Origin of the sequence: Patulibacter medicamentivorans, from assembly GCF_000240225.1 — a bacterium.
Taxonomy (GTDB): Bacteria; Actinomycetota; Thermoleophilia; order Solirubrobacterales; family Solirubrobacteraceae; genus Patulibacter; species Patulibacter medicamentivorans.
This window is the reverse complement of sequence record NZ_AGUD01000194.1, coordinates 1-22,918: the sequence shown is the minus strand read 5'-3', so window position 1 is coordinate 22,918 and position 22,918 is coordinate 1. Positions and strand designations below refer to the sequence as shown.

The window sequence follows — 22,918 nt, the reverse complement described above, 5'->3', positions numbered from 1 at the left end:
GCAGGCCCCGGACGTGGCGGTGGGCGCTGGTCATCTCGGCGGCCGAGAGCGTCGTCGGCACGGCGACCACGGTCCGGGGCGGGTCGGCGGCGGCGAGCGCCTTGGCGACGTCGATCACGCGCCCGCCGCCGAGCGCGACCAGCCGCCGCCCGGCGACCCGCTCGCGCAGCGCGGTGGCGACGTCGTCGACCCGGCCGGCTGGGACGTCGACGACGTCGCGCGCCCAACCGGCGGCGGCCGGGACCTGGGCCCGGGCGCGCGGCGTCGACAGCAGCACGTCGGCGCCCTCCAGGTGCTCGGCCGCGGCCTCCAGCGCGCCGCGGCCGAGCAGCAGCAGCCGATCGCGGTCGCGGTGGCGGACGACGGGTGGATCACCGCTCATCGGACGATCCGATCACGAGCCGCGGAGGCCGCGCCGCGCCAGCGCCCGGGGATCACCCGGACGCCCCCTCGCGCAGCGGCAGGACGTCGTCCAGCCAGCCGGCGATCGGCAGCACGTGGGTCGGGTCGACGTGGTGGTCGCCCTCGCCGTCCAGCGACGTCACGTCGATCCCGACCGCGGTCAGCTCGGCCCGGGCGGTCTCGGCGAAGTGGTGGCCGATCACGCCGTCGTGGCGACCGTGGGCGATCAGCACCCGCGTCCCGCCCGCGCCCGTCCGTCCCTCGGGGTCGAGCGCGAAGCCCTCGACGGTCGGCACGAAGCCGGACATCGCCAGGACCCCGGCGACGGTCGGGCGACGCGGATCGTCCCGGAAGCGCCCGAGGCCGAGCGCGTAGCTCATCACCGACCCCATCGAGAAGCCGCCGAGCACGGTCCGCTCGGGCCCGATCCCGGTGCGGCGCCAGAGCTCGTCGTGGAAGGCCGCCAGCGACCGGTAGGCGGTGGCGAAGGTCGCCGGATCGGGGTAGCCGACCCGCGGCACCGCGTACCAGTGGCGCCCCGGCCAGCTCGGCAGCCGCAGCGGACCGCCGGGCGTGACGACGTGCAGCCGCCGCCGGGGGTCGAGCACGTCGGCCAGCCCGAGCAGGTCGTGCTCGTCGGCGCCGCGGCCGTGGTGCAGGACCAGCAGGCCCTCGGCCTCGCCCGCCGCCGGTCGCTCGCCGTGGACCAACGGCACCGCCTCGGTGGCGCTCATGCCCGCACCTCCCGACCCGAGCGGGGGTTGACGATCCGCGTCAGCTGCCGGTCGAGCTGGGCGCGCAGGTGCTCGTGCTGCTTCGGCAGTCGCAGCTCCTCGCCCAGGTGGCCGGCGTCCTCGTCGGTCGCGAAGCCCGGCCCGAGGGTCGCGATCTCGAACAGCACGCCGTGCGGCTCGCGGAAGTAGATCGCGTCGAAGTAGTCGCGGTCGATGATCTCGGTGACGAACCCGCCGCCGTCCGCGATCCGCTGCCGCCACCCGGCGTGGTCCTCGTCGCGCGAGGCCCAGGCGATGTGGTGGACGGTGCCCGCGCCGGGCTGGCCGTGGGCGTCGGGAGCGGCGTCGATCGTCCAGTGGACGTGGCGCTGCTCGCCCCGCAGCACGTAGTGGCCGTCGCTTTCGTGGTCGAAGCCGAGCAGGCCGGTCAGGACGCCGTCGGGGACCGCGTGGAAGGCCCCGTAGGCGCGGGCGCCGGCGACGCCGGTGATCGCGTGCTCGACGGGGACGTCGGGATGGGTCGCGCGCAGCTCAGCGCCGATGTCGTGGACGACCAGCTCCAGCGCCAGCCCGTCGCGGTCGGCGAAGCGCAGGCTCTCGCCCTCGCGGACCGCCGGCACCTCGTGGGCGGCCAGGCGCCGCTCCCAGAAGTCGAGCGCCGCCTCGCCGGGCACGGCCAGCGCGATCCGGTGGACCATCCCGAGACCGGCCCGACCGGGAGCCGCGCCGCGGAACTCGAACCAGGTCAGGATCGATCCCGGGCTGCCCGCCTCGTCGCCGAAGTACAGGTGGTAGGCCTCGGGCTGGTCGAAGTTGACCGTGGCCTTGACCAGGCGCAAGCCGAGGACGTCGGCGTAGAAGTCGATCGTCCGCTGGGCGTCGCCGGTGATCATCGTGATGTGGTGCAGGCCTTCGAGCCGCATGCTCGCCTCCTCGTCCTTCGTGTCGCCCCGACCGGGCCTTTTGTTGCGCTGTCAACAATCTACCAGGACTCCGTTGCGCGCGCAACGATCTCCGGGCGTCTGGCCGCGGAACTAGGATCGCCCCGATGCCGCCGGGCCCGCGCCACACCCTCTCACCGGCCGAGCTGGCCACCTGGGAGGCGTTCCTGCGCGCCCACGCCTCGATCATGCGGCGGCTGGAGCAGGACCTCGCCGCCCACGACCTGACCCTCAGCGACTACGACGTGCTGGTGCAGCTGGTCCAGGCCCCCGACCGCCGGCTGCGCCCGGTCGAGCTCAGCCGCGCGGTGCTGCTGACGCGCTCCGGGATCACGCGCCTGGTCGCCGGGCTCGAGCGCCACGGCCTGGTCGAGCGGATCCCCGCCCCCGGCGATCGCCGCGGGCAGCTGGTCACGCTGACCGCGGCCGGGCTCGAGCGGATCCGCGCCGCCGGCAGGACCCACGGGCGCGGCATCCGCGAGCTGTTCGCCGACCGGCTGGACGCCGGCGAGCTCGAGCGGCTGCGCGCCACGCTCGAGCGGCTGCCGGCCGACCCCGCCGGATCGCCGGCTCCGGCGACCGGGGGTGACCTCGGCGGTGGGGCTCCCGGGCCCGGGTAGCATTCGCGCGACGGCCAACGAACTCACGGGGGTGTGCGGGTGAACCGATCGGGCCCTCCGGGGCCGACGCCGCTGCGATCGACGGGCGCGCTCCTGCTCGAGCGAGAGGACGAGCTGCGCCTCGTCGACGAGGTGCTGGACGCCGGGCGCTCCGGCAACGGCGGGCTGCTGCTGGTCCGCGGCGCGCCGGGGGTCGGCAAGACCGGCCTGCTGCAGGCGGCCGTCCAGGGCGCGTTCGAGGCCGACATGTCGGTGCTGCGGGTGCGCGGCGCCGAGCTCGAGCAGCGGTTCGCGTGGGGCACCGTCCACGAGCTCTTCGCGACCACGATCGACGCCCGCGACCCGGCCTCGGGCCGTCCGCTCCTGAGCGGCGCCGCCGCGCTCGCCGCCCCGGTCCTGATCGACGGGGCCACGGGCGACGGCGACGCTCCGCGGACGCGCTCCCCCGGCCCTCCGGCGGAGGCCCGGTTCGCCGTCGCCCACGGGCTCTACTGGCACCTGGCGGACCTCGCCGAGGAGACCCCGATCGCGGTCGTCGTCGACGACGCCCACTGGGTCGACGTCGCGTCGCTCCACTTCCTGCTGCACCTGGCCGGCCGCCTCGACGGCCTGCCGGTCGCCCTGGTCGTCGCGGCCCGGACCCAGGCCGACCGCGAGCGCGACGTGCTGCTGGGCCAGCTGGCGGCGGCGCCGGACGCGCGCTGCTGCAGCCCGGCGCCGCTCAGCGCCGCCGGCGTCGAGACGCTGCTCGACCGCGAGCTGGGCGCGGCCGCCGCCCGCTGGCTCGGCGCCGTCTGCCACCGCCAGGCGGGCGGCAACCCGTTCCTGACCAGCGAGCTGATCAACGAGCTGCGCCGCTCCGGCGTGCCGGCCAGCGCGGCCGGGGCGGAGATGGTCGCCCAGCTGCAGCCGTCGCGGGTGACGCGATCGGTCAGCGCCCGGCTGAGCGTGCTCGGATCGGAGGCCACCGACCTGGCCCGCGCCGTCGCCGTGCTGGGCGGGCCGGCCGAGGCGCGCCTGGCGGCGGCGGTCGCCCGGCAGGACCTCGAGCGGGCGACGCTCCAGGCCGACGGGCTGGCGCGCTCCGGGATCCTGTCGCCGGCGCGGCCGCTGGACTTCGTGCACCCGCTGGTCGAGACCGCCGTCCGCGACGAGATCGCCGCCGGCGAGCGGGCGCTGCTCCACCGCCGCGCGTTCGAGGCCCTGGTCGCCGACGGCGCCGACCCGCGCTCGTCGGCCTCGCACCTGCTCCACACCGAGCCCGACGGCGACGACGAGACCGTCCGGCTGCTGCGCGTCGCCGCCGCCGCGGCGGTCGACCGCGGCGATCCCGACACCGCGATCGCGCTGCTCGACCGCGCCCGCCGCGAGAGCGTCGCCGCCGGCGAGGACCCGGAGCTGCTGGAGGACCTCGGCCGCGTCCAGCTCGCCGCCGGCGACCCCGCCGGCATCGATCGCCTGGAGCTCGCGCGGGGGACGCAGCGCGATCCGCGTCGCCGCGCCGGGCTCGACCTGACCGTGGCCGTCGCGCGCTACGAGCGCGGCGAGGCGTCGGCGGCCAAGGCGACCCTCGCCCGCGGCCTGGCGGAGGAGCTGCCCGAGGACGACGAGATCCGGGTCTCGCTGCAGGCCGCCGACCTGACCGTCACCCGCTCGCTGCTGCAGGCGCCGGTGCCGGACGAGGAGGCGGCCGCGGCGACGCTGGCGCGCCACGGCAACGGCCGGACCCCGGTCGAGCGGCTGACGCTGGCCCAGCTGGCCTTCCAGGGCCTGCAGACCGGCGAGCTGCCGTACCGGACGGTCGCCGAGCTGGCCCGCCACGCCGTCCCGCCGCTGCATGGCGAGGGGATCGACACGCTCGATCGGCTGGCGCTGCCGCTGGCGGGGATGAGCCTCTACTTCTCGGACGCGGGCGAGGCGGCCGAGGTCGCCTTCAGCGCCGAGATCGACCGCTCGCAGCTGCAGGGCGCGCGGATGGCGTTCGCGACCGCGTCGTTCTTCCGCGGGGTCGCCCGGTTCCTGCGCGGGCGCCTGATCGGCGCGATCGACGACTGGCAGGTGGCGATCGACGCCGCGCGCGACGGCTGGGCCTTCGCGCTGCCGTCCTCGCGCGCGCTGCGGGCGCTGGTCGCGCTCGACCGCGACGAGCTGGAGCTGGCCGACGAGCTGCTGGCGCTGCCGGGTGGCGACGAGCCGTGGACCGCGCATCCGACCTTCCCCTACGTGCTCGCCACGCGCGGCGTCCGGGCGACCGCCGACGGCCGACCGCAGGAGGGCCTGGAGCTGCTGCTGCGCTGCGGCGAGCGGCAGGAGGCCCAGGGGATCCGCAACCCGTCGGTGATGCACTGGCAGGCCGAGGCGGCGCTGGCGGCGTTCGCCGCCGGCGACGAACGCCGGGCGCGCGATCTGGCGCGCGAGCTGCTGCGACGGACCGAGCGCTACGGGGCGCCGCGTGCGCTCGGGATCGCCCGGCGCACGGCGGGGCTCGTCGGCGAGGGCGACCCCGACGGCCTGCTGACCGGCAGCGTGCACGTGCTGGAGCGCAGCGAGGGCGAGCTGGAGCTGGCCCGCTCGCTGCTGGAGCTGGGCGCGTGGCAGCGGCGCGCCGGCCAGCGGACGACATCGCGCGAGACGCTGCGACGGGCGATCGACGTCGCCGAGCGGTGCGGGGCCAGCGCGCTCAGCCGGCGCGGATCGGACGAGTTGCGGGTCGCCGGCGGCAGGCCCCGGCGACTGCGGATCTCGGGCTCCGACGCCCTCACGTCGAGCGAGCGGCGTGTCGCCGACCTGGCGGCCGAGGGCCTCACGAACCGCCAGATCGCCCAGCGGCTGTTCGTGACGCTGCGGACGGTCGAGACCCACCTGACCCACGTCTACGGCAAGCTCGACGTCGACCGCGCCGGGCTCGCCGAGGCGATGGCGGGCGGCGCGCACACGTGAGGGCGGATGCGAGCCGCACGCAGACCGAGGAGGTCGTCGCCGGGAGGCGAGAGCCGCGCTCGGCACTGCCGAGCGCACCAGGTGGCGAGATCCGAAGCGTCTACGCGCCGCCCTCCGGGGCGCTGATCTGGCGCTTGAGGATCTTGCCGGTCGGGCCCTTCGGCAGCTCCTCGACGATCCACACCCGGCGGGGGTACTTGTAGGCCGCGACCTGCTCCTTGACGAACGCCTGCAGCTCGTCCTCGCTGACCTGCTGGCCCGCCTTCAGCGCGACGGCGGCGCCGACCTCCTCGCCGAGCGACTCGTGCGGCAGGCCGATGACGGCCGCCTCCGAGACGGCGGGGTGCTCGTAGAGGACCTCCTCGACCTCGCGCGGGTACACGTTGTAGCCGCCGCGGATGATCAGGTCCTTCTTGCGGTCGACGATGAAGTAGAAGCCGTCCTCGTTCTTCTTGGCCATGTCGCCGGAGGAGAACCAGCCGTCCTCGTCGATCGCGTTGGCGGTCGCCTCGGGGTTGCGCCAGTAGCCCTTCATCACGTTCGGGCCCTTGATCTGCAGCTCGCCGACCTCGCCGACCGGCACCTCGACGCCCGCGTCGTCGACCAGGCGCATCTCGACGCCCGAGATCGGGACGCCGATCGAACCGGGCTTCTGCGGCAGGTCGATGCGGCTGAACGACGCCACCGGCGAGGTCTCCGAGAGCCCGTAGCCCTCGAGGATCGGGGTGGCGAACGCGTCCTTGACGCCCTTCAGCACCTCGACCGGCAGCGCCGATCCGCCCGACACGAACAGCCGCAGCGAGCTGGTGTCGTAGTCCGTGCGCTTGGGGTGGTGGAGGATCGCGCCGTGCATCGTCGGCACGCCCATGAAGATCGAGACCTTGTCGCGCTGGACGATCTCCAGCGCCTGGGTCGGGTCGAAGCGCGGCAGCAGCGTGACCTCGGCGCCGACGGCGACGGCGACGTTCAGCGTCGCGGTCTGCCCGAAGACGTGGAAGAACGGCAGCCCGCCGAAGAAGACGTCCTGCTCGGTCGGGCGGAAGAGGTCGAGGCAGGCCTCGACGTTGCTGCCGACGCTGTGGTGGGTCAGCTCGGCGCCCTTCGGGTGCCCGGTGGTGCCCGAGGTGTAGAGCACGACCGCGGTGTCGTCGCCGGCCTTCTGCGCGACCTCGGCGATCGGCTCCGCGGCGGCGACCCGCTGGGCGATGTCGGCCGGCTCGACCAGCAGCACCCGGGCGTCGATCTCGGCCTGGTCGGCGCCGCCCTCGGCGGACTCGGCGAAGCCGTGCCAGGCCAGCAGCAGCTTGGCCTCCGAGTTGTCCAGGTAGTAGGCGACCTCGCGCTTGCTCAGCAGCGGGTTCATCGGCACCACCACCGCGCCGAGCCGCAACGCGCCGTAGTAGGCGAGCGGGAAGTGCGGGACGTTCGGCAGCATGATCCCGACCCGGTCGCCCGGCTCGACCCCGAGATCGCGCAGCAGGCCCGCGACGCGCTGACTGCCGGCGTCGAGCGCGGCGTAGGGCACCGCCACGTCGTCGAGGCGAATGGCGATCCGGTCGGGGTGCTTGGCGGCGCTCTCGGTCAGGAGCGTCGCGAGATTCGCGTTGGGCGCATCGGTGGCCATGAACGCCATCCTGCCATCCCGGCGGCCCGGGAGGGCGGTGATCGGCGCACGCGATGGCGCGGCGCCACTGTGGCGGGAGGCCGCGGCGCGGCGCCCGACCGCGCGGCGACTGGCACCCGCGCGGTAGCGAGCGCCGCGCGGTCGACCGCTAGCGCGCGCCCCAGGTCGGCGGATCGGGTTCGCCGTCGAACGCCCGCAGCCGGACGTCCGCCTCGGCCGAGCGGCCGGCGGGGTCGTCCGCCGTCTCGGCCGCCAGCAGCCAGACCGCCGACGCCAGCTCCCGGAGCCCCACGTACAGCTCCTCGTCCCCGCGCACCGGCGGGCCGTAGCCCTCCCGCAGCGCCGCGAACCACGCCGGCGAGCCGCCGTAGCGACGGGCGTGCAGCGCGGCGGGCGCCAGGTCCCACGGCCGCGGCCCGCGGCAGACCAGGTCGAAGTCCAGCAGCAGCGGCCCGTCGGGGCCGACGATCACGTTGCCCGGATGGGCGTCGCCGTGGATCGGGAGGTGGCCGTCCGCGTCCTCGCCGATCGCCGCCAGCAGCTCGTCGAGCCGTCGCCGGAGCCGGTCGACCTCGTCGCCCGTGAGCGCCGGGTTGACGCGCAGCCCGGCGATCCTGCCGCCGATCAGCGCCGCCTGCGGCCAGCCGGGCAGCGGTCCGTCGTAGTCCTCGGTGGCGTCGTGGAAGCCGCGCAGCAGCGCGCCGAACGCGCGCCCGCCGACCACCGACGCGGGGTCGTGCGAAACCCACTCCCAGGCGGTCACGGAATGGCCGTCGATCCGCGCCGGCTGCGCGAGCGCGACGGGCCGGACCGCCGGGACGCCGCGGCGCTCGAGGAAGCGGGCCAGGCGCAGCTCGCGCTCGGCCGCCGCCGGAGGATGGTCGCGCGGCGCGACCCGCACGACGACGTCGCCGATCCGGTAGCTGGCGTTGGTCCCGAGCCGCAGCAGCACCGCCGGGGCCGTCCCGAGATCCCAGTGGCGACGGGCTCGCTCGGCGAGCGCCGCCCCGTCCTCGGGGCGCCACGGCGTGCGGGTCGCGGACATCGGGCGATGATCGCCGATCGGTGGCGTCCGCCGAGCGCGCCCCGTATCGTGCGGCCCGCGTGCTGTCCCCCGGCGTCCCCCGCCGTACGGGTCGATCCCGGCGCGCTCCGCCATGGACTCCGTCATCTCGCTGCGCAACGTCACCAAGCGCTTCGGCACCAACGTCGCCGTGAACGACGTCACGATCGACGTGCCGAAGGGGCGCTGCTACGCGTGGCTGGGACCGAACGGCTGCGGCAAGACGACGCTGATCCGGATGATGCTCGGGCTGGCTCGCCCGACGAGCGGCCAGATCGCGGTCCGCGGGCTGCCGATCCCCGAGCGCACCCGCGACGCGCTCTCGCGGGTCGGCGGGATCGTCGAGGAGCCGCGCTTCTATCCCTACCTGACGGGACGCCAGAACCTCGAGGTCTGGGCCGCCCACCAGTCGGCCGACGCCAAGGCCGCGATCTCCGGGTCGCTGGAGCGGGTCCACCTGGCCGACCGCGGCGACGACAAGGTCTCGGGCTACTCGCTCGGCATGCGGCAGCGGCTCGGCGTCGCGCGGGCGCTGCTCAACGACCCCGAGCTGCTGGTCCTCGACGAGCCGACCAACGGCCTCGACCCGGCCGGGCTGGCCGAGTTCCGGCAGATGATCCGGGCCTTCGTCGACGAGGGCCGCAGCGTCTTCATCTCCTCCCACATCCTCAGCGAGGTGGAGAAGATGGCCGACGACGTCGCGATCATCGAGAAGGGCAAGGTGCTGGCCCACGGCTCGGTCGCCGAGCTGCTGCGCGGCGGTCGCCAGGCGGTCGGGGTGCGGGTCGACGATCCCGAGCGGGCGCTGCCGCTGCTGCGGGCGCTGCCGTTCGCCCAGGACGTCCGGGCGATCGCGCCCGGGGCCTTCGAGGTCTCGGTCGCCGAGCTCGACGACGACGCGCTGCGCCGGACCGGGCGCGAGCTGTTCAGCGCCGACATCGGCGTGCTGGAGCTGCGCGCCGTCCGCGAGACGCTCGAGCGGCGGTTCCTGGAGCTGACCGGCAACCAGGCGGGCGAGCTCGGCGGCCACGCCGGCGGCCCACCGACCGCCGACGTCCCGACGCCCGACGACCTTCCGACCACGGAGGCCCGCTGATGTCCCCCCTGCTGCGGGCCGAGCTGCTGCGGATCACCCACCGGCGCGGCTCCTTCTACGGCGCCGTCGGCGCGACCGCCGCCCTGACCGTGATCGCCGTCCTGGTGGTGCTGCTGAACGACCCCAAGGGTGGTCAGCAGAGCCTCAGCGACATCACCGACATCGGCCAGTACGTGGCCGTCTTCGGCGCGATCGCCGTCGGCGCCCTGGCCGGCAGCTACGACACCGCCAACGGCACGATGCGCTACCTGGTGCTGACCGGGGTCCCGCGCTGGCGGCTGGCGCTGGTCCGCGTGCCGGCGCTGATGATCGCGCTGCTGGCCGCGGTCGCCGTGCCGGTCGTGCTCGGATTGCTGGTCGGCCTGATGGTCGGCAGCGACGGCGGGCCGGCCGTGACCGGCAGCGACGCCCTGGAGGACGTCTGGAAGGTCGTCTCCGCGGTCTGGATCTGGGGCATCGTGAGCCTCTCCGTGGGGACCCTGATGCGCTCCAACGGCCCGGCGATCGCCGTCGCGATGGTGCTCTTCATCGCCGGCCGCCTGATCACCGTCCTGATCGGCACCGAGGTCTCGAAGGACCTCGCCCAGGTGCTGCTACCGCGGCCGGCGGACAACGTCGTCAACCTCAGCCACACGAGCTTCTTCGACGACAGCGTCCACGTCTCGCTGGCCGGCTCGTTCGTGCTGCTCGCCGTCTGGCTGGCCGCCCTGCTGGCGCTCGCGGTCGGGCGCGTACGGCGCGACGAGTACTAGGGGCGAGCCGCCGGCGCCGGGCTGCCGGGCTCGGCGAGGGCGAGGTCCGCGTGCGCTCGTCGGCGGTGCGCGTCGGGCGTGGGCGGGCATCAAGGGGTGCGTGGCTGGTCGGGCGGGCTGGTGCTGATCGTGGCGGCTGGTGGTGGTTGGTGGGGCGGGCTGGTACTGGCCGTGGCGGTGGGGCGGGGCTGGCGGCCTGTGCCGGCCGGTCGGGCGGGTGGCGGCCGGACCCTGTTGGGCGGTGGGCTGGTCGGGGCGGTCGTGTTCGCGTGACCGCTGTTCGGTGATTGGTGCGGGGCGTGGCCGGGCTGGCCGTGACCGGGCTGGGGGCGCGACGGGGCTGGGGCCGACGGGGCGCGGGACGGAGAGGGCGAGGGCCGCCGGGGCCGTGAGCGGGAGGGTCGCGAGGGCGTGGCGTCCCGGGGTCGTCGGCTCTCTGCGACCACGTGCGCGAGGCGCCACACCCCACGTCCGCCACGACCTTCGGCGCGTCGTGCTCGCTGGAGGCGCAGCAGGCGCCACACCCAGCCCGGCCGCGGGCCCGTGGCGTCTGATGCTCGTACCCGACCCGATCGGATCCGATCCGGGTCGGGCCGGGTCGCGGCCGCATCCTGCCTGGCGGTCCCGACACGACAAGGGGGGCGAACGTCACCAACCAAGACGCGCCGCGAGCGGCCCGATCCCTTGACCACCGCCCACGGCACGACACCGACCCCACCCCGCCGGTCACCACCCACCAAGCACCATTCATCCCCCGCTCAGCACCGCCGCCGCGCCGCCAGGCCCCACCAGCCCGATCCGCCCCGCCGAGCCACCCCGACGCCCCGCCTACCCGGCCAACCCCGCCAAGCGCACCGCACCCAGCACGCCCGACCACCCACGCCTGGCCCACCCGCAGACCGAGCCTCACTCCCCGGGCAGCGTGCCGCGACAGACGCTGAAGTGCCGCTCGCTCACGACCCGGCGACCGCGGCGGTCGCGCGCGACGACCCGCACGGTCACCAGGCCGCTCGGGAAGCGCGCGAGTCGCACCGGTCGCCGCAGGGTTCTCCCGCGGAGGGTCTGGACGCGGCGGCCGTCGACGTAGACCTTGGCGACGCGCAGGCGGCCGGCCGGGAGTCGGGCGGAGAGCCGGCGGCGGTCGCTGCAGCGCGCGGACGTCGGGGCCGGGCCCATCGGCCGACCGCCGTAGATCACCCGGCCGGCGGCGTCCTGGTAGGTCTGCCAGGTCACGGTCGGCTGCTGGCCGACGCCCGGCTTCGACCAGTCGCAGACCCCCGTCGGGAACGTCCGCTGGAGTCGCGCCCACTGCTCGTCGCTGAGCGCCGCCGGGTAGTCCTGGCGTCGCAGCGGCTTCTTCGCGCACTCGAGGACGTCGCCCGCGGGACCGTCTCCGGCGACGCTGCGCGGGGTCTCGAGCGCGGTCTGCAGCACCCGGTTCTCGCAGACCTTGCCGACTCCGGGAAGCGTCACCAGGTCGAGGCCGGGGATCTGCGAGCAGCGATCCTGGAGGTCCGCCGGCCGGTCGTCGACGATCTTGCGGGCCAGCGGGGCGGAGCGACGGTCGCGCTCGACGTTGGCCAGCCAGCCGTCCATCGCGACCAGCGCCTGCTTGGCGTAGCTGGGGTCGCCGAAGACCGGGAAGAGCCCGAACCACATCACGTAGTTGCCGGGAAGGTGGCCGAGCCGCTGCTGCATCCGCGTCCGCGTCCAGAGCGCGTGGCGGAAATCGTGCGCGATCCCCGGGTCGGGACCGCTGTGGTTGATGATCGCGACCTGGTCGAGGTTGCGGGTGCTGTTGATCGCCCCGCTGCGGTAGGCGTTGGCGACCGCCCCCGGGTCGGCGACGGAGCGCTCGTCGCTGCGGTCGCCGTCCAGGTCGAGCCCGCCGACCTCGGCGTTGAGGTCGACGAACTGCTCGATCGAGATCGCGCCGGCGTCGAGCGCCTGGCGGCCGTACTGGATCCCGTCGTTGCCGAGCGGCAGCCCGACGAACCCGCGACCGAGGCGGCGCTCGACCGGCGTCCAGCGCCAGGCCGGCCGCGGGCCGAAGACGTTGACCATGTAGTCCCAGAGCGTGCAGCGGACGCCACCCGGGTTGCGGACCCGGTCGTAGGCGGCCGCGCCGACCTCGTCGGGGCACTTGTCCGCGAAGACGACGTTCTTGAACAGCCCCTCGTCGGCGGTGATCGAGTTCAGCGGGGTCAGGTGCCCCTCGACGAGCGCCATGTGCAGCGGCGTCCAGAGGGTGCTGCCCGAGCGGCTCGGATCGTCGAAGTAGCGACGCATCACGTGGAGGTCCAGGAACTGCGCGCCCGGCGAGAGCGTGTCCGGGTAGGCGCAGGCGAGGATCAGCCCCTGGTAGATGCCGGGGTAGGCGTTGGCGACCTGCTGCTGGGTCAGCGCGCCGCCGGAGCAGCCGATGCCGATCGTGTACCGCAGGGCGCCGTAGCGCTCCAGCACGCGCTCCTTCGCCATCAGCAGCGACTCGGCCTGAACCGCGATGTTGCAGTTGTGGCTGTTGCGATCGAGCGCGGTCGACATCACCACGTAGCCGCGCTTCAGCGCCTCGCCGACGCTGTCGGCACCGACCAGCCCGTCGACGAGCCCGGCACCGGTCGCGAGGTTGTCCTCGGTGACGCTCGGCGCGCCGGTCGAGCCGTAGCCGAGCCCGCAGCCGCCGCCGTGGGTGATCAGCAGCTTGTGGTTGAACTGGGGCTGGGGCCGCCAGCGATCCCACGGGCGACCCGGCTGGAAGAGCGTCGCGATCTTGTACTGGTCGCGATCCTGGTAGCCGGTCTCGATCCGGACGATGAACGGCACCGTCGCGCCGTCGTCGGTGGTGGTGCTGGCGACGTCGGACGGCGGGTGCTGCGGGTCGTACGGCCGCAGCGCCGGATCGAGCGGGTTGGTCGGGCGGTACAGGTACTCGTACGTCGGCGGCTGGTTGCACTGGCGGTCGACCGCCGACTTCTGGCAGACCCAGGGCTGGATCTGCGGGCCGGAGAAGACCGGGCCGCCGTTGGGGTGGTTCGTGATCGTCAGCCGGGCGCCGCGACCGTCGGACAGGCGGGCCGTGACGGGGTTGGGGCCGACCCGCAGACCGGTCACGAGCCCCTCGACGCGACCGCCGGGGCGGCGCGCGAACGAGCGCGTGACGTCGCGATCGCCGACGCGGACCGTCAACTCGCCGACCGTCGCCCCCGCGGGCAGCCCGATCGTCATGACCGCGTCGCCGCCGGAGATCAGGTCCGCGCGGTTGGACGACGTCTGGATCGTGACCGCCGACGGCGAGGCCGCGGACGCTCCCGCCCCGCCCGCGGCGAGCAGCACGACCACCCCGGCCGCCAACCCGGCGGCGCGCTTCGACCACGTTCCCATTCCACGGTCCTCCCCGACCGACGCAGCACTGGTTACGCCAGTGCAACCTGCGCGACCCTAACACGCGGCCTCGCCAATGGCGTCCGTCGGTGTTCGTGGATCGGCGTCGGCGCCCGGCGGGACCCGCGACGGCGGCGGGACCCGCGGGCCACGCCGACCCCGAGCGCCCTCAGCCCGCCCAGCGGTACGGGATCAGCGCGTTGCGCGCCTCGAGCGCGGCCTCGTGGAGGGCGCCGCGGCGGCCGCCGACGTAGGCCGGCCCGGCCCCGTCGACCAGCAGCGCGCGGACCAGGGCGGTGCCGCGCGGGTCGATCTGGACGTCGGACCGCAGCACGCGCTCGATGTCCTCCAGCACCTCGCGGGCGTCGAGCACCTGGGAGGGCACGACCGGGATCCGGGCGCTGAGGATGCCCTCCGGCCGCTGCGCGTGGACGATCATCAGCTCGAGGCCGTCGGCCAGGCGCATCCGGTCGCGCCGCTCGAGCATCGCGCGGACGCGGACGTCGAGCGGGGGGCGGCCGTCGTGGCGGCCGTGGACGACGATCGGCCGCCACCGGCCGTCGCGGTGCCCGTGGCTGGGGTGCGTGCTCATGTCAACGACGGTGCTCCTCGGGGCGCGGCGACAGGGTCAAGAACGGGGCGGCGGGCGTGAAGCTGGCGTCAAGGAGGGAGCGCGGCGCTCGTGCCATTCATCCCCCACGGCATCTTCCCTGCGCTAGGCTCCGCAATAGATCTGCGTCGCCTCCACTCAGATCACCTATACAGCGCGCCCGTGACGTGCTACCGTCCTCAGCAAGACGGTTGACCACCTCAACTTCCGAGGTCCCCAAGTACCATGTCCACCCTGCTGCTGATCCCGCTCGACGACACCGTCGTCTTCCCGACGATGGACGTGACGCTGCCGGTCGATCCGGGTGACGAGGAGCGCGTGCTCCTGGTCCCGCGGATCGACGGCGAGTTCGCGCCCGTCGGCACGATCGCCCACGTCAAGCGCCGCGTCCGGCTCCCCGGCGGCGGCCGCGGGGCGATCTTCGAGGGCGAGGCCCGCGGCGTCGCCGGCGCCGCCCACACCGGCCCGACCGGCGAGCTGCGCGTCACGGTCGAGGAGCACCCCGACGACGTCCCGGTCGACGGCCGCACCCGCGACCTCGAGCGCGAGCTGCGCGCCACGATCGAGGAGATCCTCCAGCTGCGCGGCGACGACGGCTCGGTCGCCGCCGTCCTGCGGGCGATCAAGGAGCCCGGCACGCTCGCCGACTCGACCGGCTACGACCCCGAGCTGACCGTCGAGCAGAAGGTCGAGATCCTCTCGACGCTCGACGTCACCGAGCGGCTCGAGCTGACCACTCGGTTGCTGCGCGAGCGGCTGACCGACCTGCAGCTGCGGCGCAAGATCCGCGACGAGGTCGAGTCCGGGGCCCAGAAGCAGCAGCGCGAGTACCTGCTGCGCAAGCAGATGGAGTCGATCCGGCACGAGCTGGGCGACGACGAGGGCTCGGTCGTCGACGAGTACCGCGGCAAGATCGAGGACGCCGGGATGCCGGAGGCCGTCCGCGAGCAGGCCGACAAGGAGCTCGGCCGCTTCGAGCGGATGGGCGGCGAGGGCAGCGGCGAGGCCCAGATGATCCGCAACTACCTCGACTGGCTGCTGGCCGTGCCGTGGAGCGAGCGGTCCGAGGAGAACCTCGATCCGACCCACGCCCGCGAGGTGCTCGACAGCGACCACTTCGGGCTCGAGGACGTCAAGGACCGGATCGTCGAGTTCCTGGCGGTCAAGAAGCTGCGCGCCGACCGCGGCGTCGACGCGGCCGAGGCCGCCGAGGATCCCGCCGGCAGCGACGCGTCGCCGGCCGCCAAGCGCCCGAAGCCGAGCCAGCGCCGCACCGGCGGCACGATCCTGACGCTGGTCGGGCCTCCCGGCACCGGCAAGACGTCGATCGGCGAGTCGATCGCCAAGGCGACCGGTCGCGAGTTCGTGCGGATCGCGCTCGGCGGCGTCCGCGACGAGTCCGAGATCCGCGGCCACCGCCGCACGTACATCGGCGCCCTCCCGGGCCGCCTGGTGCGCGCGCTGCGCGACGCCGGGACGATGAACCCGGTCGTGCTGCTGGACGAGGTCGACAAGGTCGGCGCCGATTGGCGCGGCGATCCGTCGGCGGCGCTGCTGGAGGTCCTCGACCCGGCGCAGAACCACAGCTTCCGCGACCACTACCTGGACGTCGAGCTGGACCTGTCGCAGGTGCTGTTCCTGGCCACCGCCAACAGCCTCGAGACGATCCCCGCGCCGCTGCTGGACCGGATGGAGCTGATCCCGTTCGACGGCTACACCGTGGCCGAGAAGACGGCGATCGCCCGCGACCACCTGGTCCCGCGACAGATCCGCGCCAACGCGCTGGAGCCCGACGAGGTCAACGTCAGCGACGACCTGCTGCGGCTGGTGGTCGACGAGTACACCCGCGAGGCCGGCGTCCGCCAGCTGGAGCGCCAGATCGGGACGCTGCTGCGCAAGGCGGCGACCGGGATCGCGTCGGGCAAGGACAGCGCGCCCGTGACGATCGACCTCGACCGGGTCCGTGACGCGCTCGGCCGGCAGAAGGTCTTCCACGAGTCGGCGGCCCGCACCGCGGTCCCCGGCGTGGCGACCGGCCTGGCCGTGACCGGCACCGGCGGCGACGTGCTCTTCATCGAGGCCACGCGGGTCCCGGTGCCGGGCAGCAAGGGCGGGCTGGTCCTGACCGGCCAGCTGGGCGACGTGATGAAGGAGTCGGCGCGGATCGCGCTCTCCTGGGTCCGGGCCAACCACGAGCAGCTCGGGATCGACCCGGCGAAGTTCGAGGACGCGGAGTTCCACGTCCACGTCCCGGCCGGCGCGATCCCGAAGGACGGCCCCTCGGCCGGCATCACGATGGTCACCGCGCTGACGTCGCTGCTGACCGGGCGACCGGTCAAGCACACGGTCGGGATGACCGGCGAGGTCACGCTCCAGGGCCGGGTGCTGCCGATCGGCGGGCTGAAGCAGAAGAGCCTCGCGGCCCACGCGGCCGGGCTGACCGACATCGTGATCTCCGAGCGCAACCGGGGCGACCTGGAGGACGTGCCGCAGGAGGTCCGCGACGCGGTCAGGTTCCACCCGTCGATGAGCCTCGACGAGGTCCTGGCGGTCGCGCTCGAGGAGCAGCCGGCCGGGATCGCCACGGCGGCCTGATCCGCCGGCGGCTCGCCGCCGACCGCTCCCCCGACGGGCCCCGCCGTGCACGGCGGGGCCCGTTCGCGTCCACGGGCCCGTCGGGGCGGCGGCGACCAGCGCGTGGGCGATCACCGGTCCGCTACAAATGGTGTCCAACAACGACGTCGGGGTCACCGTCTTGTCCTTCCGTTCCTCTCTGCCGCTCGGGGTGTGCGGCACCGTCCTGTTGCTGGCCGCCGTCGCGGCCGGCCCCGCCACCGCTGCGGTCACGCCGCCGCGCTCGCCGGCGGACCAGACGATCCGGACGCTCGCCGGCTGGACGGTCTCGCTCCACGGGCCCGACGACGCCCGCGAGAACGCGAAGGTCAGCACCGAGATCGCGATCCGCGACTTCGGCGGCGAGCTGGTCAACGTCCTCTACCCCGAGACCGACCTGGTGCCCGAGGGCTGTCGCCCAAAGGACCGGCCCAACTGCGTGCCGGCGCGCGTCTCCCCCGGGCCGCCGAAGCTGATCGGCGAGCTGGGCCTGGTGGTCCAGGACAACCTGCACGACGCGCCCGGCGTGATCATCCAGATGAAGCGGGCCGGCGACCACTGCTGCCAGCTGCTGGCCGGCTACCTGCCCAACGGCGACGGCAGCTACACCGTCTCGACCCTCAACGCCGGCGGCGAGCGGCTGATCAGCGTCGACCAGGTCTCGCGGATCCGGGTCGGCAACCAGGCCTGGGAGACGCTCGACTGGCGCTGGCGCGAGCACCAGCCGAACTACCGCTGGGTGTCCCTCTCCCAGGACGGGTGGGTCGACGTCACGACCGCGGAGGAGCATCACGCCGAGCTCCGGCGCCTGACGCGCGTGATCCGGCAGGCGAAGAGCGCCGGATCGGTCCGCTCGGCGCGCGCGGTGATGATCTCGCACGTGCAGGCGCTCGGTCAGCGGACGCGCGCGGCCACCCTCCTGCGCAGCTACCGCCGGCGCTACGGGGCGCTCTCGGCGGAGCGACTGCGGACGTTGCTGGCCGTCGAGGACCAGGGCGACGGGACCACGGCCACCAGCCGCGCGGTCGTCGGCGCCGCGAGCCCGCTGGCACCGCCGCGGCCCGCCGGAGCCGCCGGCCGATGACCGGCCGCGGCGTCGTCGCACTCGCCGGGGCGCTGGCCGTCGTCGCGGTCGGAGCCACTGCGGCCGTGGCCCCCGCCGCGGCGGTGACCGCTCCCGACGACCCCGCGTTCGACCAGCAGTGGGCGCTGCGCGCCGGCGGCGGGACCGTCGAGGACGGGCGGGGGGGAACCGGCCGTGCCGTCGCCGGCGCCGACGTCGGGGCACTCGAGGCGTGGTCGATCGCCCGCGGCGCGGGCCAGACCGTCGCCGTCGTCGACACCGGCGTGACCTCGACCGTCCCCGACCTGCGCGGCCGCCTGGCGACCGCCGACGGGGCGCCGGGCCAGGGGCAGCCCGACAGCGATCCCAGCGGCCACGGGACCGTCGTCGCCACGGTCCTGGCCGCCGACGCCGACGACCGGACCGGGATCGCCGGGATCGCCCCCCAGGCCACCGTGCTGTCGCTGCCGGCGCTCGGCGGGCTGTGGCCGGGACCGAACGCGATCGCCGAGGCGCTGGCCTACGCCGGCGACCGCGGCGTCCCGGTGGTCAACGTCAGCATCGTCGAGAACGCCCCGTCGGCCGCGATCAGCCAGGCGATCGCGGCCCATCCGGGCACCCTCTACGTCGCCGCCGCCGGCAACGGCGAGACGACCGAGAGCGAGCTGGGGATCGTCGCCCACGGCGAGCAGGGCGTCGACATCGACGCCCGGCCGACCTTCCCCTGCGCGCTCGACCTGCCGAACGTGATCTGCGTCGGCGCCAGCGACCTGAACGGCAACCGCGCCTGGTTCGCCAACTACGGGCGGACCGGGGTCGACCTGCTCGCGCCCGGGGTCGCGATCTACGCCACCCGCGGCGCCGGCGAGCTGGTCGCGGCCAGCGGCAGCTCGGTCGCCGCACCGCTGGTGTCGGGGACCCTGGCGCTGATGCGACAGGCCAACCCGTCGCTCGACCCGGCCGCCCTCAAGGCCACCCTGCTGGCGACGGTCCGGCGCGCTCCCGCGCTCGCCACGGCGACGGTCAGCGGCGGGCGGCTGGACGCTGCGGCCGCGGTCCGAACCGCGGCCCAGAAGCCCGGCGGCCTGCTGGCCGGTCCGCCCAAGCTGGATCGCGTCCGCCTCTCCCGCCGGACGCTCGTCGACTGCCGGCCGAAGCGGCGCGGATGCACCACCCGCCCCGCCCGCCTCACCTGGCGGGTCTCGATGGCCGGCAGCCTGCGGATCCGGGTCCTCCGCCGCAGCGGCGGACGCTGGAAGCCGGCCGCGACGACGACCCGCGCCGCCGTCGCCGGCAACGGCCGCTACGACCTGCGCGGCCGGATCGGTGCCCGGTCCCTCGCCGCCGGCAGCTACCGGGTCGCGGTCCGCGCCCGCTCGGATGCCGGCCGCTGGTCGGCGGAGTCGACGCTGCGGCTGACCGTCCGGCGCTAAGCCGGCCGACCGCGACGGGGCCGGAACGGCGTCGAGCGCCGCGGCCCCCCGACCGCGACGCTCGACGTGGTCGGGCCCGTCGCCGGGCCCGACCGGATCCGATCGCGGGTGGCCGCCGGTCCGGCGGCCACCGCGCGGAGTCGGGTCAGCCCTTCTTGCCAGCCGCCTTCGAGGCCCGCTTGACGGCGACCTTCTTGACGCGGTACTGGCCCTTGGCGAACGCCTTCAGGACCTTGGCGTTGGCCCGCGCCTGCTTGGCGTTGCGCGTCGGCTTGAGGGCCTTGCGGACCTTCGCCGGCAGGACGCCCTGGGTCTTGGCGACCCGCAGTCGCAGCGCCGCCTTGCTGGTGCCGACCGGCGCGATCGCCGCGGCGGTCGTGCTGGCGGAGACGACCTGGACGACCGGCGCCGAGTTCGGCGTGTCGATGCCCTGGAGCCCACCGCGGAACGGGACGCCGAGGGTGCCGCCGGCCTGGTAGCCGTCGATCTGGATCGCCGTCGCCGCCGCGACCTCGCTCGGCAGGAACTGGATCCGGATCGTCTGCGGACCGGGAGCCCCCGTGCTGCCCAGGCTGACCAGCGTCGGCACGCCGGCGATCACGTCGCCGTTGCTGTCCAGCAGGTGGAAGTCCGGCCCGCTGAAGGTGGTGCCGTTGGTGCGGCTGTCGAGCGTGATGTCGACCTGGCCGTTGCTCTTGTTGATCGTCGCCGAGGTCGCGTCGGGCGCCGAGGTCCAACCGGTCGAGAGCGCGCCGGCGTTGCCGCCGATCGGCACCCCGCCGCCGATCCCGAACTGCCCGTTGGCGCTCTGGATGCCGCCGACGACCTGCCCGGCGTGCACGAAGTGCTCCTGCGCCTTGTCGGCCGGGTTCGGGAAGTTGACCGTCACCGAGGTGCCGTCGGCGTTGACGACCGCGTTGCTGCCCGAGACGAACTCGTCGGTCGCCGTGTAGGCGTAGAACAGCGGCGCGATCGGCGACTTGATCGGCTCGTCGTAGTGGTAGGTGATCGACGTCGAGCCACCGGTCGAGCCGAGCTCGGCCGAGACCAGGTCGGGCAGCGCGGTCAGGCCGCTGGTGCCCGGGACCGCCGCGTGACCGATCGGGTTGAGGCCGGCGAACAGGCCGGTCCGGTTGCGGGCCTGGACCGCGCCCGGGACCACGACGACGCGCTTGGCCTCGGTGACCAGGTTGCTGGGGCCCGCCGGGAAGCGGACGCCGACCTCGTAGTCGCTGTAGCTGTTGATCCCCGTGCCGACGACGACCGCGCCGCTGGCCTTGACGAAGCTGAACAGCGCCGGCAGCGGCAGGTGCGAGTCGAGCTTCTGGTCGAAGGTGAAGATCAGGACGTTGGCGTTCAGGTTCGACTCGTCGACGCGGACGCCGACCAGGTCCGGGGCGCTGGTGTGGCCGCGGGTGCCGGTCTGGCCCTTCGCGCCGGTGACGGCGGTCGAGTCGGCGACGTTCGGCTGGTTGCCGTTGAAGGCCCGCACGGCGGCGCCGTTGACCGCGCCGTAGGAGACCTCGTCGAAGTCGGGCGAGGACGACGTCCAGCGCAGCTCGACCGTGTTCGGCTTGGTGCCGACGACCGACGCGGCGTCCGCGAACGGCAGGTTGGTCGCCGAGCCGAAGCGGGCGGCCGAGTTGTAGCCGCCGAGCGTGAACTGGGCCGGGTTGATCGCGTTGGTGGCCAGCGGCTCGTCGAACGTGAACCAGGCGACCTGGTCGGGCCCGGACTCGCCGAACGTCACCGACCGCAGGTCCGGCACGTGGTTGAAGCTCGCCGGATTGGCACCGCCTAGAGCGGCGCCGGCGGGCGCGGCCGCCAGCAGCGTCGCGGCCAGCACGCCGCTCGCCGTGGCCGCAAGGCGCGCGTAGCGCGCGGCACGAAAGTTCGTCATGGATCCCCCTTGGTTCTCGATTCCCGGGCGCTTCGACCCCGATGCACCCGGACCACCCCTGCGACCGACCAGGTCACAAGTCGTTCTCATTCAATCGTTTCAGCCAGCAATGGTCAATGCCGCTGCGTCGCCGGGGCGACACGGCGCGCGACGGCCCCGCGACGGTGGGCGTCGACGTGCGGGGAACGCGAACGAGCGCTGCGATCCGCGGATCGCAGCGCTCGTCGTTTCGCCCGTGCCGAAGGCGATCCGAGCCCGGGTCGCGGCCGCTCGGCCGCGCCCGGACGTCGGTGGCTCAGCCCTTCTTGGCGGCCTTCTTGACCGCGACCTTCTTGACCTTGTAGGTCGAGCCCTTCTTGTAGAAGGCACGCAGGACCTTGGCGTTGGCCTTGGCCTGCTTGGCGCTCTTGGTCGGCTTCAGGGCCTTGCGGACCTTCGCCGGCAGCACGCCGACCGTCTTGACCTTGCGCAGCGTCAGGACCTTCTTCGACGTCCCGACCGGCGCGATCGCGGCAGCCGACGCGGCGGCCGAGAGCGACTGCGCGACCGGCGCGGAGTTCGGCCCGTCGACGCCGACGTTGGAGCCGATGAACGCGAACGGCCCCGAGACCCCGAACGGCGCGTTCCAGCCGTTGATCTCGATCGCCGAGGCGACCGCGACCTGGTTGGGCAGGAACTGCAGGCGGATCGTCTGCGGACCCGGAGCGCCGTTGGAGCCCTCGCTCACGACCGACGCGGCACCCGCGACGATCGTGTCGCCGTTGTCGTCGACCAGCGTGAACGAGGCCGGGTTGACCGACGGGATCGTCAGACGCGTGTCGAGCGTCACGTCGACCTGGCCGTTGCTCTTGTTGAACGTCGCCGACGTCGCGTCAGGAGCCGAGGTCCAACCGGTCGCCAGCGCACCCGCGTTGCCGCCGATCGGCACCGTGTCGCCGATCGCCGGGATGCCGTTGGCGTTCTGGATCGCACCGGCGAAGGCGAGCGCCTCGACGAAGTGCTCCTGCGACAGGTTCGCGATCGGGTTCGGGAAGTTGACCGTCACCGACTTGCCGTCGGCGTTGACGACCGCCGACGTTCCGGGCACGTTCGTGCCCGATGCGGTGCGGCCGAAGAACGACGCCGCGATCGGCGTGTTGACCGGCTCGTCGTAGTGGTAGGTGATCGACGTCGAGCCGCCACCGGAGCCCAGCTCGGCCGACAGCAGGTCCGGTCGCGCCGTCGACTTGCTCTTGCCCGCGACGGCGAGCACCGTCGGCGCGCTCGGGTTGCCGTTGTTGACCGACAGGACGCCGGCACCGGTGTCGACGCCCTCGACGGCCTCGGTGACCAGCGCGTCGCCGGGCAGCGACGGGAACCGGACCGCGACCTCGTAGCCGCTGGCGGACGCGATCGCCGCCGGGGCGACCGTGGTGCCGTCCTGCTTGAGGAAGGCGTACTGCGCGGGGTTGACGGTGCCGGTGTCGATCCGCTGGTCGTAGGTGAAGATCAGGACGTTGGCGTTCAGGTTCGACTCGTCGACCCGCACGCCGACCAGGTCCGGACCGACGGTGTGGCCGCGGGTGCCCGACTGGCCCTTGGCGCCGGTGACCGCGGTCGAGTCGACGCGGTTGGGCTGGTTGCCGTTGAACGCGCGAACGGCGCCCGCGTTGACGACGCCGTAGGTGGTCTCGTCGAAGTCGACGTCGTTGGACGTCCACCGCAGCTCGACCGTGTTCGGCTTGCTGCCGACGACCGACGCCGCGT

Annotated in this window: 16 protein-coding genes; 7 read left to right on the top strand and 9 right to left on the bottom strand. The window is 74.4% G+C overall.

The features are described from left to right. The 3 genes from PAI11_RS27190 to PAI11_RS11715 all read right to left on the bottom strand — a co-directional run. On the bottom strand, positions 1 to 382 hold a 382-nt coding region (locus PAI11_RS27190; RefSeq protein WP_040599972.1), incomplete at its 3' end, for an iron-containing alcohol dehydrogenase. A 52-nt stretch (positions 383 to 434) separates the two neighbouring features. Next, positions 435 to 1,136: an alpha/beta hydrolase gene (locus PAI11_RS11720; RefSeq protein WP_007574830.1), complete on the bottom strand. Its 702-nt coding sequence runs from the start codon at positions 1,134 to 1,136 to the stop codon at positions 435 to 437. Then, complete coding sequence (locus PAI11_RS11715) at positions 1,133 to 2,059, bottom strand: VOC family protein (RefSeq protein ID WP_007574829.1); 927 nt, start codon at positions 2,057 to 2,059, stop codon at positions 1,133 to 1,135. The genes PAI11_RS11720 and PAI11_RS11715 overlap by 4 nt, the downstream gene beginning before the upstream one ends. 125 nt (positions 2,060 to 2,184) lie before the next feature. Here PAI11_RS11715 and PAI11_RS11710 point away from each other — a divergent pair, with 125 nt between their 5' ends. After that, positions 2,185 to 2,697: a MarR family winged helix-turn-helix transcriptional regulator gene (locus tag PAI11_RS11710; RefSeq protein WP_007574828.1), complete on the top strand. Its 513-nt coding sequence runs from the start codon at positions 2,185 to 2,187 to the stop codon at positions 2,695 to 2,697. A 39-nt stretch (positions 2,698 to 2,736) separates the two neighbouring features. Next, positions 2,737 to 5,637 carry an ATP-binding protein gene (locus PAI11_RS11705; protein WP_170320720.1) on the top strand — a complete coding sequence of 967 codons (2,901 nt, stop codon included), beginning with the start codon at positions 2,737 to 2,739 and terminating at the stop codon, positions 5,635 to 5,637. 100 nt (positions 5,638 to 5,737) lie between these two features. On the opposite strand, the gene PAI11_RS11700 is transcribed toward PAI11_RS11705, so the two are convergent. Together PAI11_RS11700 and PAI11_RS11695 are read right to left on the bottom strand one after the other, a co-directional pair. Then, positions 5,738 to 7,261 carry a long-chain-fatty-acid--CoA ligase gene (locus PAI11_RS11700; RefSeq protein ID WP_007574826.1) on the bottom strand — a complete coding sequence of 508 codons (1,524 nt, stop codon included), beginning with the start codon at positions 7,259 to 7,261 and terminating at the stop codon, positions 5,738 to 5,740. Between the two features lie 148 nt (positions 7,262 to 7,409). Next, entirely contained in the window at positions 7,410 to 8,306 is an 897-nt protein-coding gene (locus tag PAI11_RS11695) for a phosphotransferase enzyme family protein (protein ID WP_007574822.1), read from the bottom strand. Between the two features lie 112 nt (positions 8,307 to 8,418). Here PAI11_RS11695 and PAI11_RS11690 point away from each other — a divergent pair, with 112 nt between their 5' ends. Both PAI11_RS11690 and PAI11_RS25855 read left to right on the top strand, forming a co-directional pair. Further along, a complete protein-coding gene (locus PAI11_RS11690) occupies positions 8,419 to 9,420 on the top strand; it encodes an ABC transporter ATP-binding protein (protein WP_007574820.1) in 1,002 nt (333 codons plus the stop codon). After that, complete coding sequence (locus PAI11_RS25855) at positions 9,420 to 10,172, top strand: ABC transporter permease subunit (protein WP_007574819.1); 753 nt, start codon at positions 9,420 to 9,422, stop codon at positions 10,170 to 10,172. The genes PAI11_RS11690 and PAI11_RS25855 overlap by 1 nt, the downstream gene beginning before the upstream one ends. A gap of 906 nt (positions 10,173 to 11,078) precedes the next feature. On the opposite strand, the gene PAI11_RS11680 is transcribed toward PAI11_RS25855, so the two are convergent. Together PAI11_RS11680 and PAI11_RS11675 are read right to left on the bottom strand one after the other, a co-directional pair. Then, positions 11,079 to 13,553 carry a DUF6351 family protein gene (locus tag PAI11_RS11680; RefSeq protein ID WP_007574818.1) on the bottom strand — a complete coding sequence of 825 codons (2,475 nt, stop codon included), beginning with the start codon at positions 13,551 to 13,553 and terminating at the stop codon, positions 11,079 to 11,081. A gap of 169 nt (positions 13,554 to 13,722) precedes the next feature. Continuing rightward, the gene (locus PAI11_RS11675) at positions 13,723 to 14,145 is read right to left on the bottom strand and encodes a hypothetical protein (RefSeq protein WP_007574817.1); all 423 of its coding nucleotides are present in this window, start codon (positions 14,143 to 14,145) and stop codon (positions 13,723 to 13,725) included. Positions 14,146 to 14,388: 243 nt separating this feature from the next. Between PAI11_RS11675 and lon the strand changes: the two genes are divergently transcribed. The 3 genes from lon to PAI11_RS11660 all read left to right on the top strand — a co-directional run bounded on the left by lon (position 14,389) and on the right by PAI11_RS11660 (position 19,272). After that, positions 14,389 to 16,758, top strand: coding sequence for an endopeptidase La (gene lon, locus PAI11_RS11670; RefSeq protein WP_007574816.1), 2,370 nt, complete (start codon positions 14,389 to 14,391; stop codon positions 16,756 to 16,758). 190 nt (positions 16,759 to 16,948) lie between these two features. Beyond that, complete coding sequence (locus PAI11_RS11665) at positions 16,949 to 17,860, top strand: hypothetical protein (protein WP_007574813.1); 912 nt, start codon at positions 16,949 to 16,951, stop codon at positions 17,858 to 17,860. After that, on the top strand, positions 17,857 to 19,272 hold the full coding sequence (locus PAI11_RS11660; RefSeq protein WP_007574811.1) for a S8 family serine peptidase: 1,416 nt from the start codon (positions 17,857 to 17,859) through the stop codon (positions 19,270 to 19,272). The genes PAI11_RS11665 and PAI11_RS11660 overlap by 4 nt, the downstream gene beginning before the upstream one ends. 145 nt (positions 19,273 to 19,417) lie before the next feature. Here the strand turns inward: PAI11_RS11660 and PAI11_RS11655 are convergent, their stop codons facing one another. Beyond that, the gene (locus tag PAI11_RS11655) at positions 19,418 to 21,172 is read right to left on the bottom strand and encodes a hypothetical protein (RefSeq protein ID WP_040599970.1); all 1,755 of its coding nucleotides are present in this window, start codon (positions 21,170 to 21,172) and stop codon (positions 19,418 to 19,420) included. Between the two features lie 295 nt (positions 21,173 to 21,467). Beyond that, positions 21,468 to 22,918: hypothetical protein (locus PAI11_RS11650; protein ID WP_040599969.1), on the bottom strand; the 1,451-nt coding region annotated here is incomplete at its 5' end.

Excerpts from the sequence above, each read along its gene's own strand:
- PAI11_RS11680 (WP_007574818.1), bottom strand. The coding sequence starts at position 13,553 with ATGGGAACGTGGTCGAAGCGCGCCGCCGGGTTGGCGGCCGGGGTGGTC.
- PAI11_RS11675 (WP_007574817.1), bottom strand. The coding sequence starts at position 14,145 with ATGAGCACGCACCCCAGCCACGGGCACCGCGACGGCCGGTGGCGGCCG.
- PAI11_RS11655 (WP_040599970.1), bottom strand. The coding sequence starts at position 21,172 with ATGACGAACTTTCGTGCCGCGCGCTACGCGCGCCTTGCGGCCACGGCG.
- PAI11_RS11690 (WP_007574820.1), top strand. The coding sequence starts at position 8,419 with ATGGACTCCGTCATCTCGCTGCGCAACGTCACCAAGCGCTTCGGCACC.
- PAI11_RS11700 (WP_007574826.1), bottom strand. The coding sequence starts at position 7,261 with ATGGCCACCGATGCGCCCAACGCGAATCTCGCGACGCTCCTGACCGAG.
- PAI11_RS11660 (WP_007574811.1), top strand. The coding sequence starts at position 17,857 with ATGACCGGCCGCGGCGTCGTCGCACTCGCCGGGGCGCTGGCCGTCGTC.
- PAI11_RS11720 (WP_007574830.1), bottom strand. The coding sequence starts at position 1,136 with ATGAGCGCCACCGAGGCGGTGCCGTTGGTCCACGGCGAGCGACCGGCG.
- PAI11_RS11710 (WP_007574828.1), top strand. The coding sequence starts at position 2,185 with ATGCCGCCGGGCCCGCGCCACACCCTCTCACCGGCCGAGCTGGCCACC.
- lon (WP_007574816.1), top strand. The coding sequence starts at position 14,389 with ATGTCCACCCTGCTGCTGATCCCGCTCGACGACACCGTCGTCTTCCCG.
- PAI11_RS25855 (WP_007574819.1), top strand. The coding sequence starts at position 9,420 with ATGTCCCCCCTGCTGCGGGCCGAGCTGCTGCGGATCACCCACCGGCGC.
- PAI11_RS11695 (WP_007574822.1), bottom strand. The coding sequence starts at position 8,306 with ATGTCCGCGACCCGCACGCCGTGGCGCCCCGAGGACGGGGCGGCGCTC.
- PAI11_RS11715 (WP_007574829.1), bottom strand. The coding sequence starts at position 2,059 with ATGCGGCTCGAAGGCCTGCACCACATCACGATGATCACCGGCGACGCC.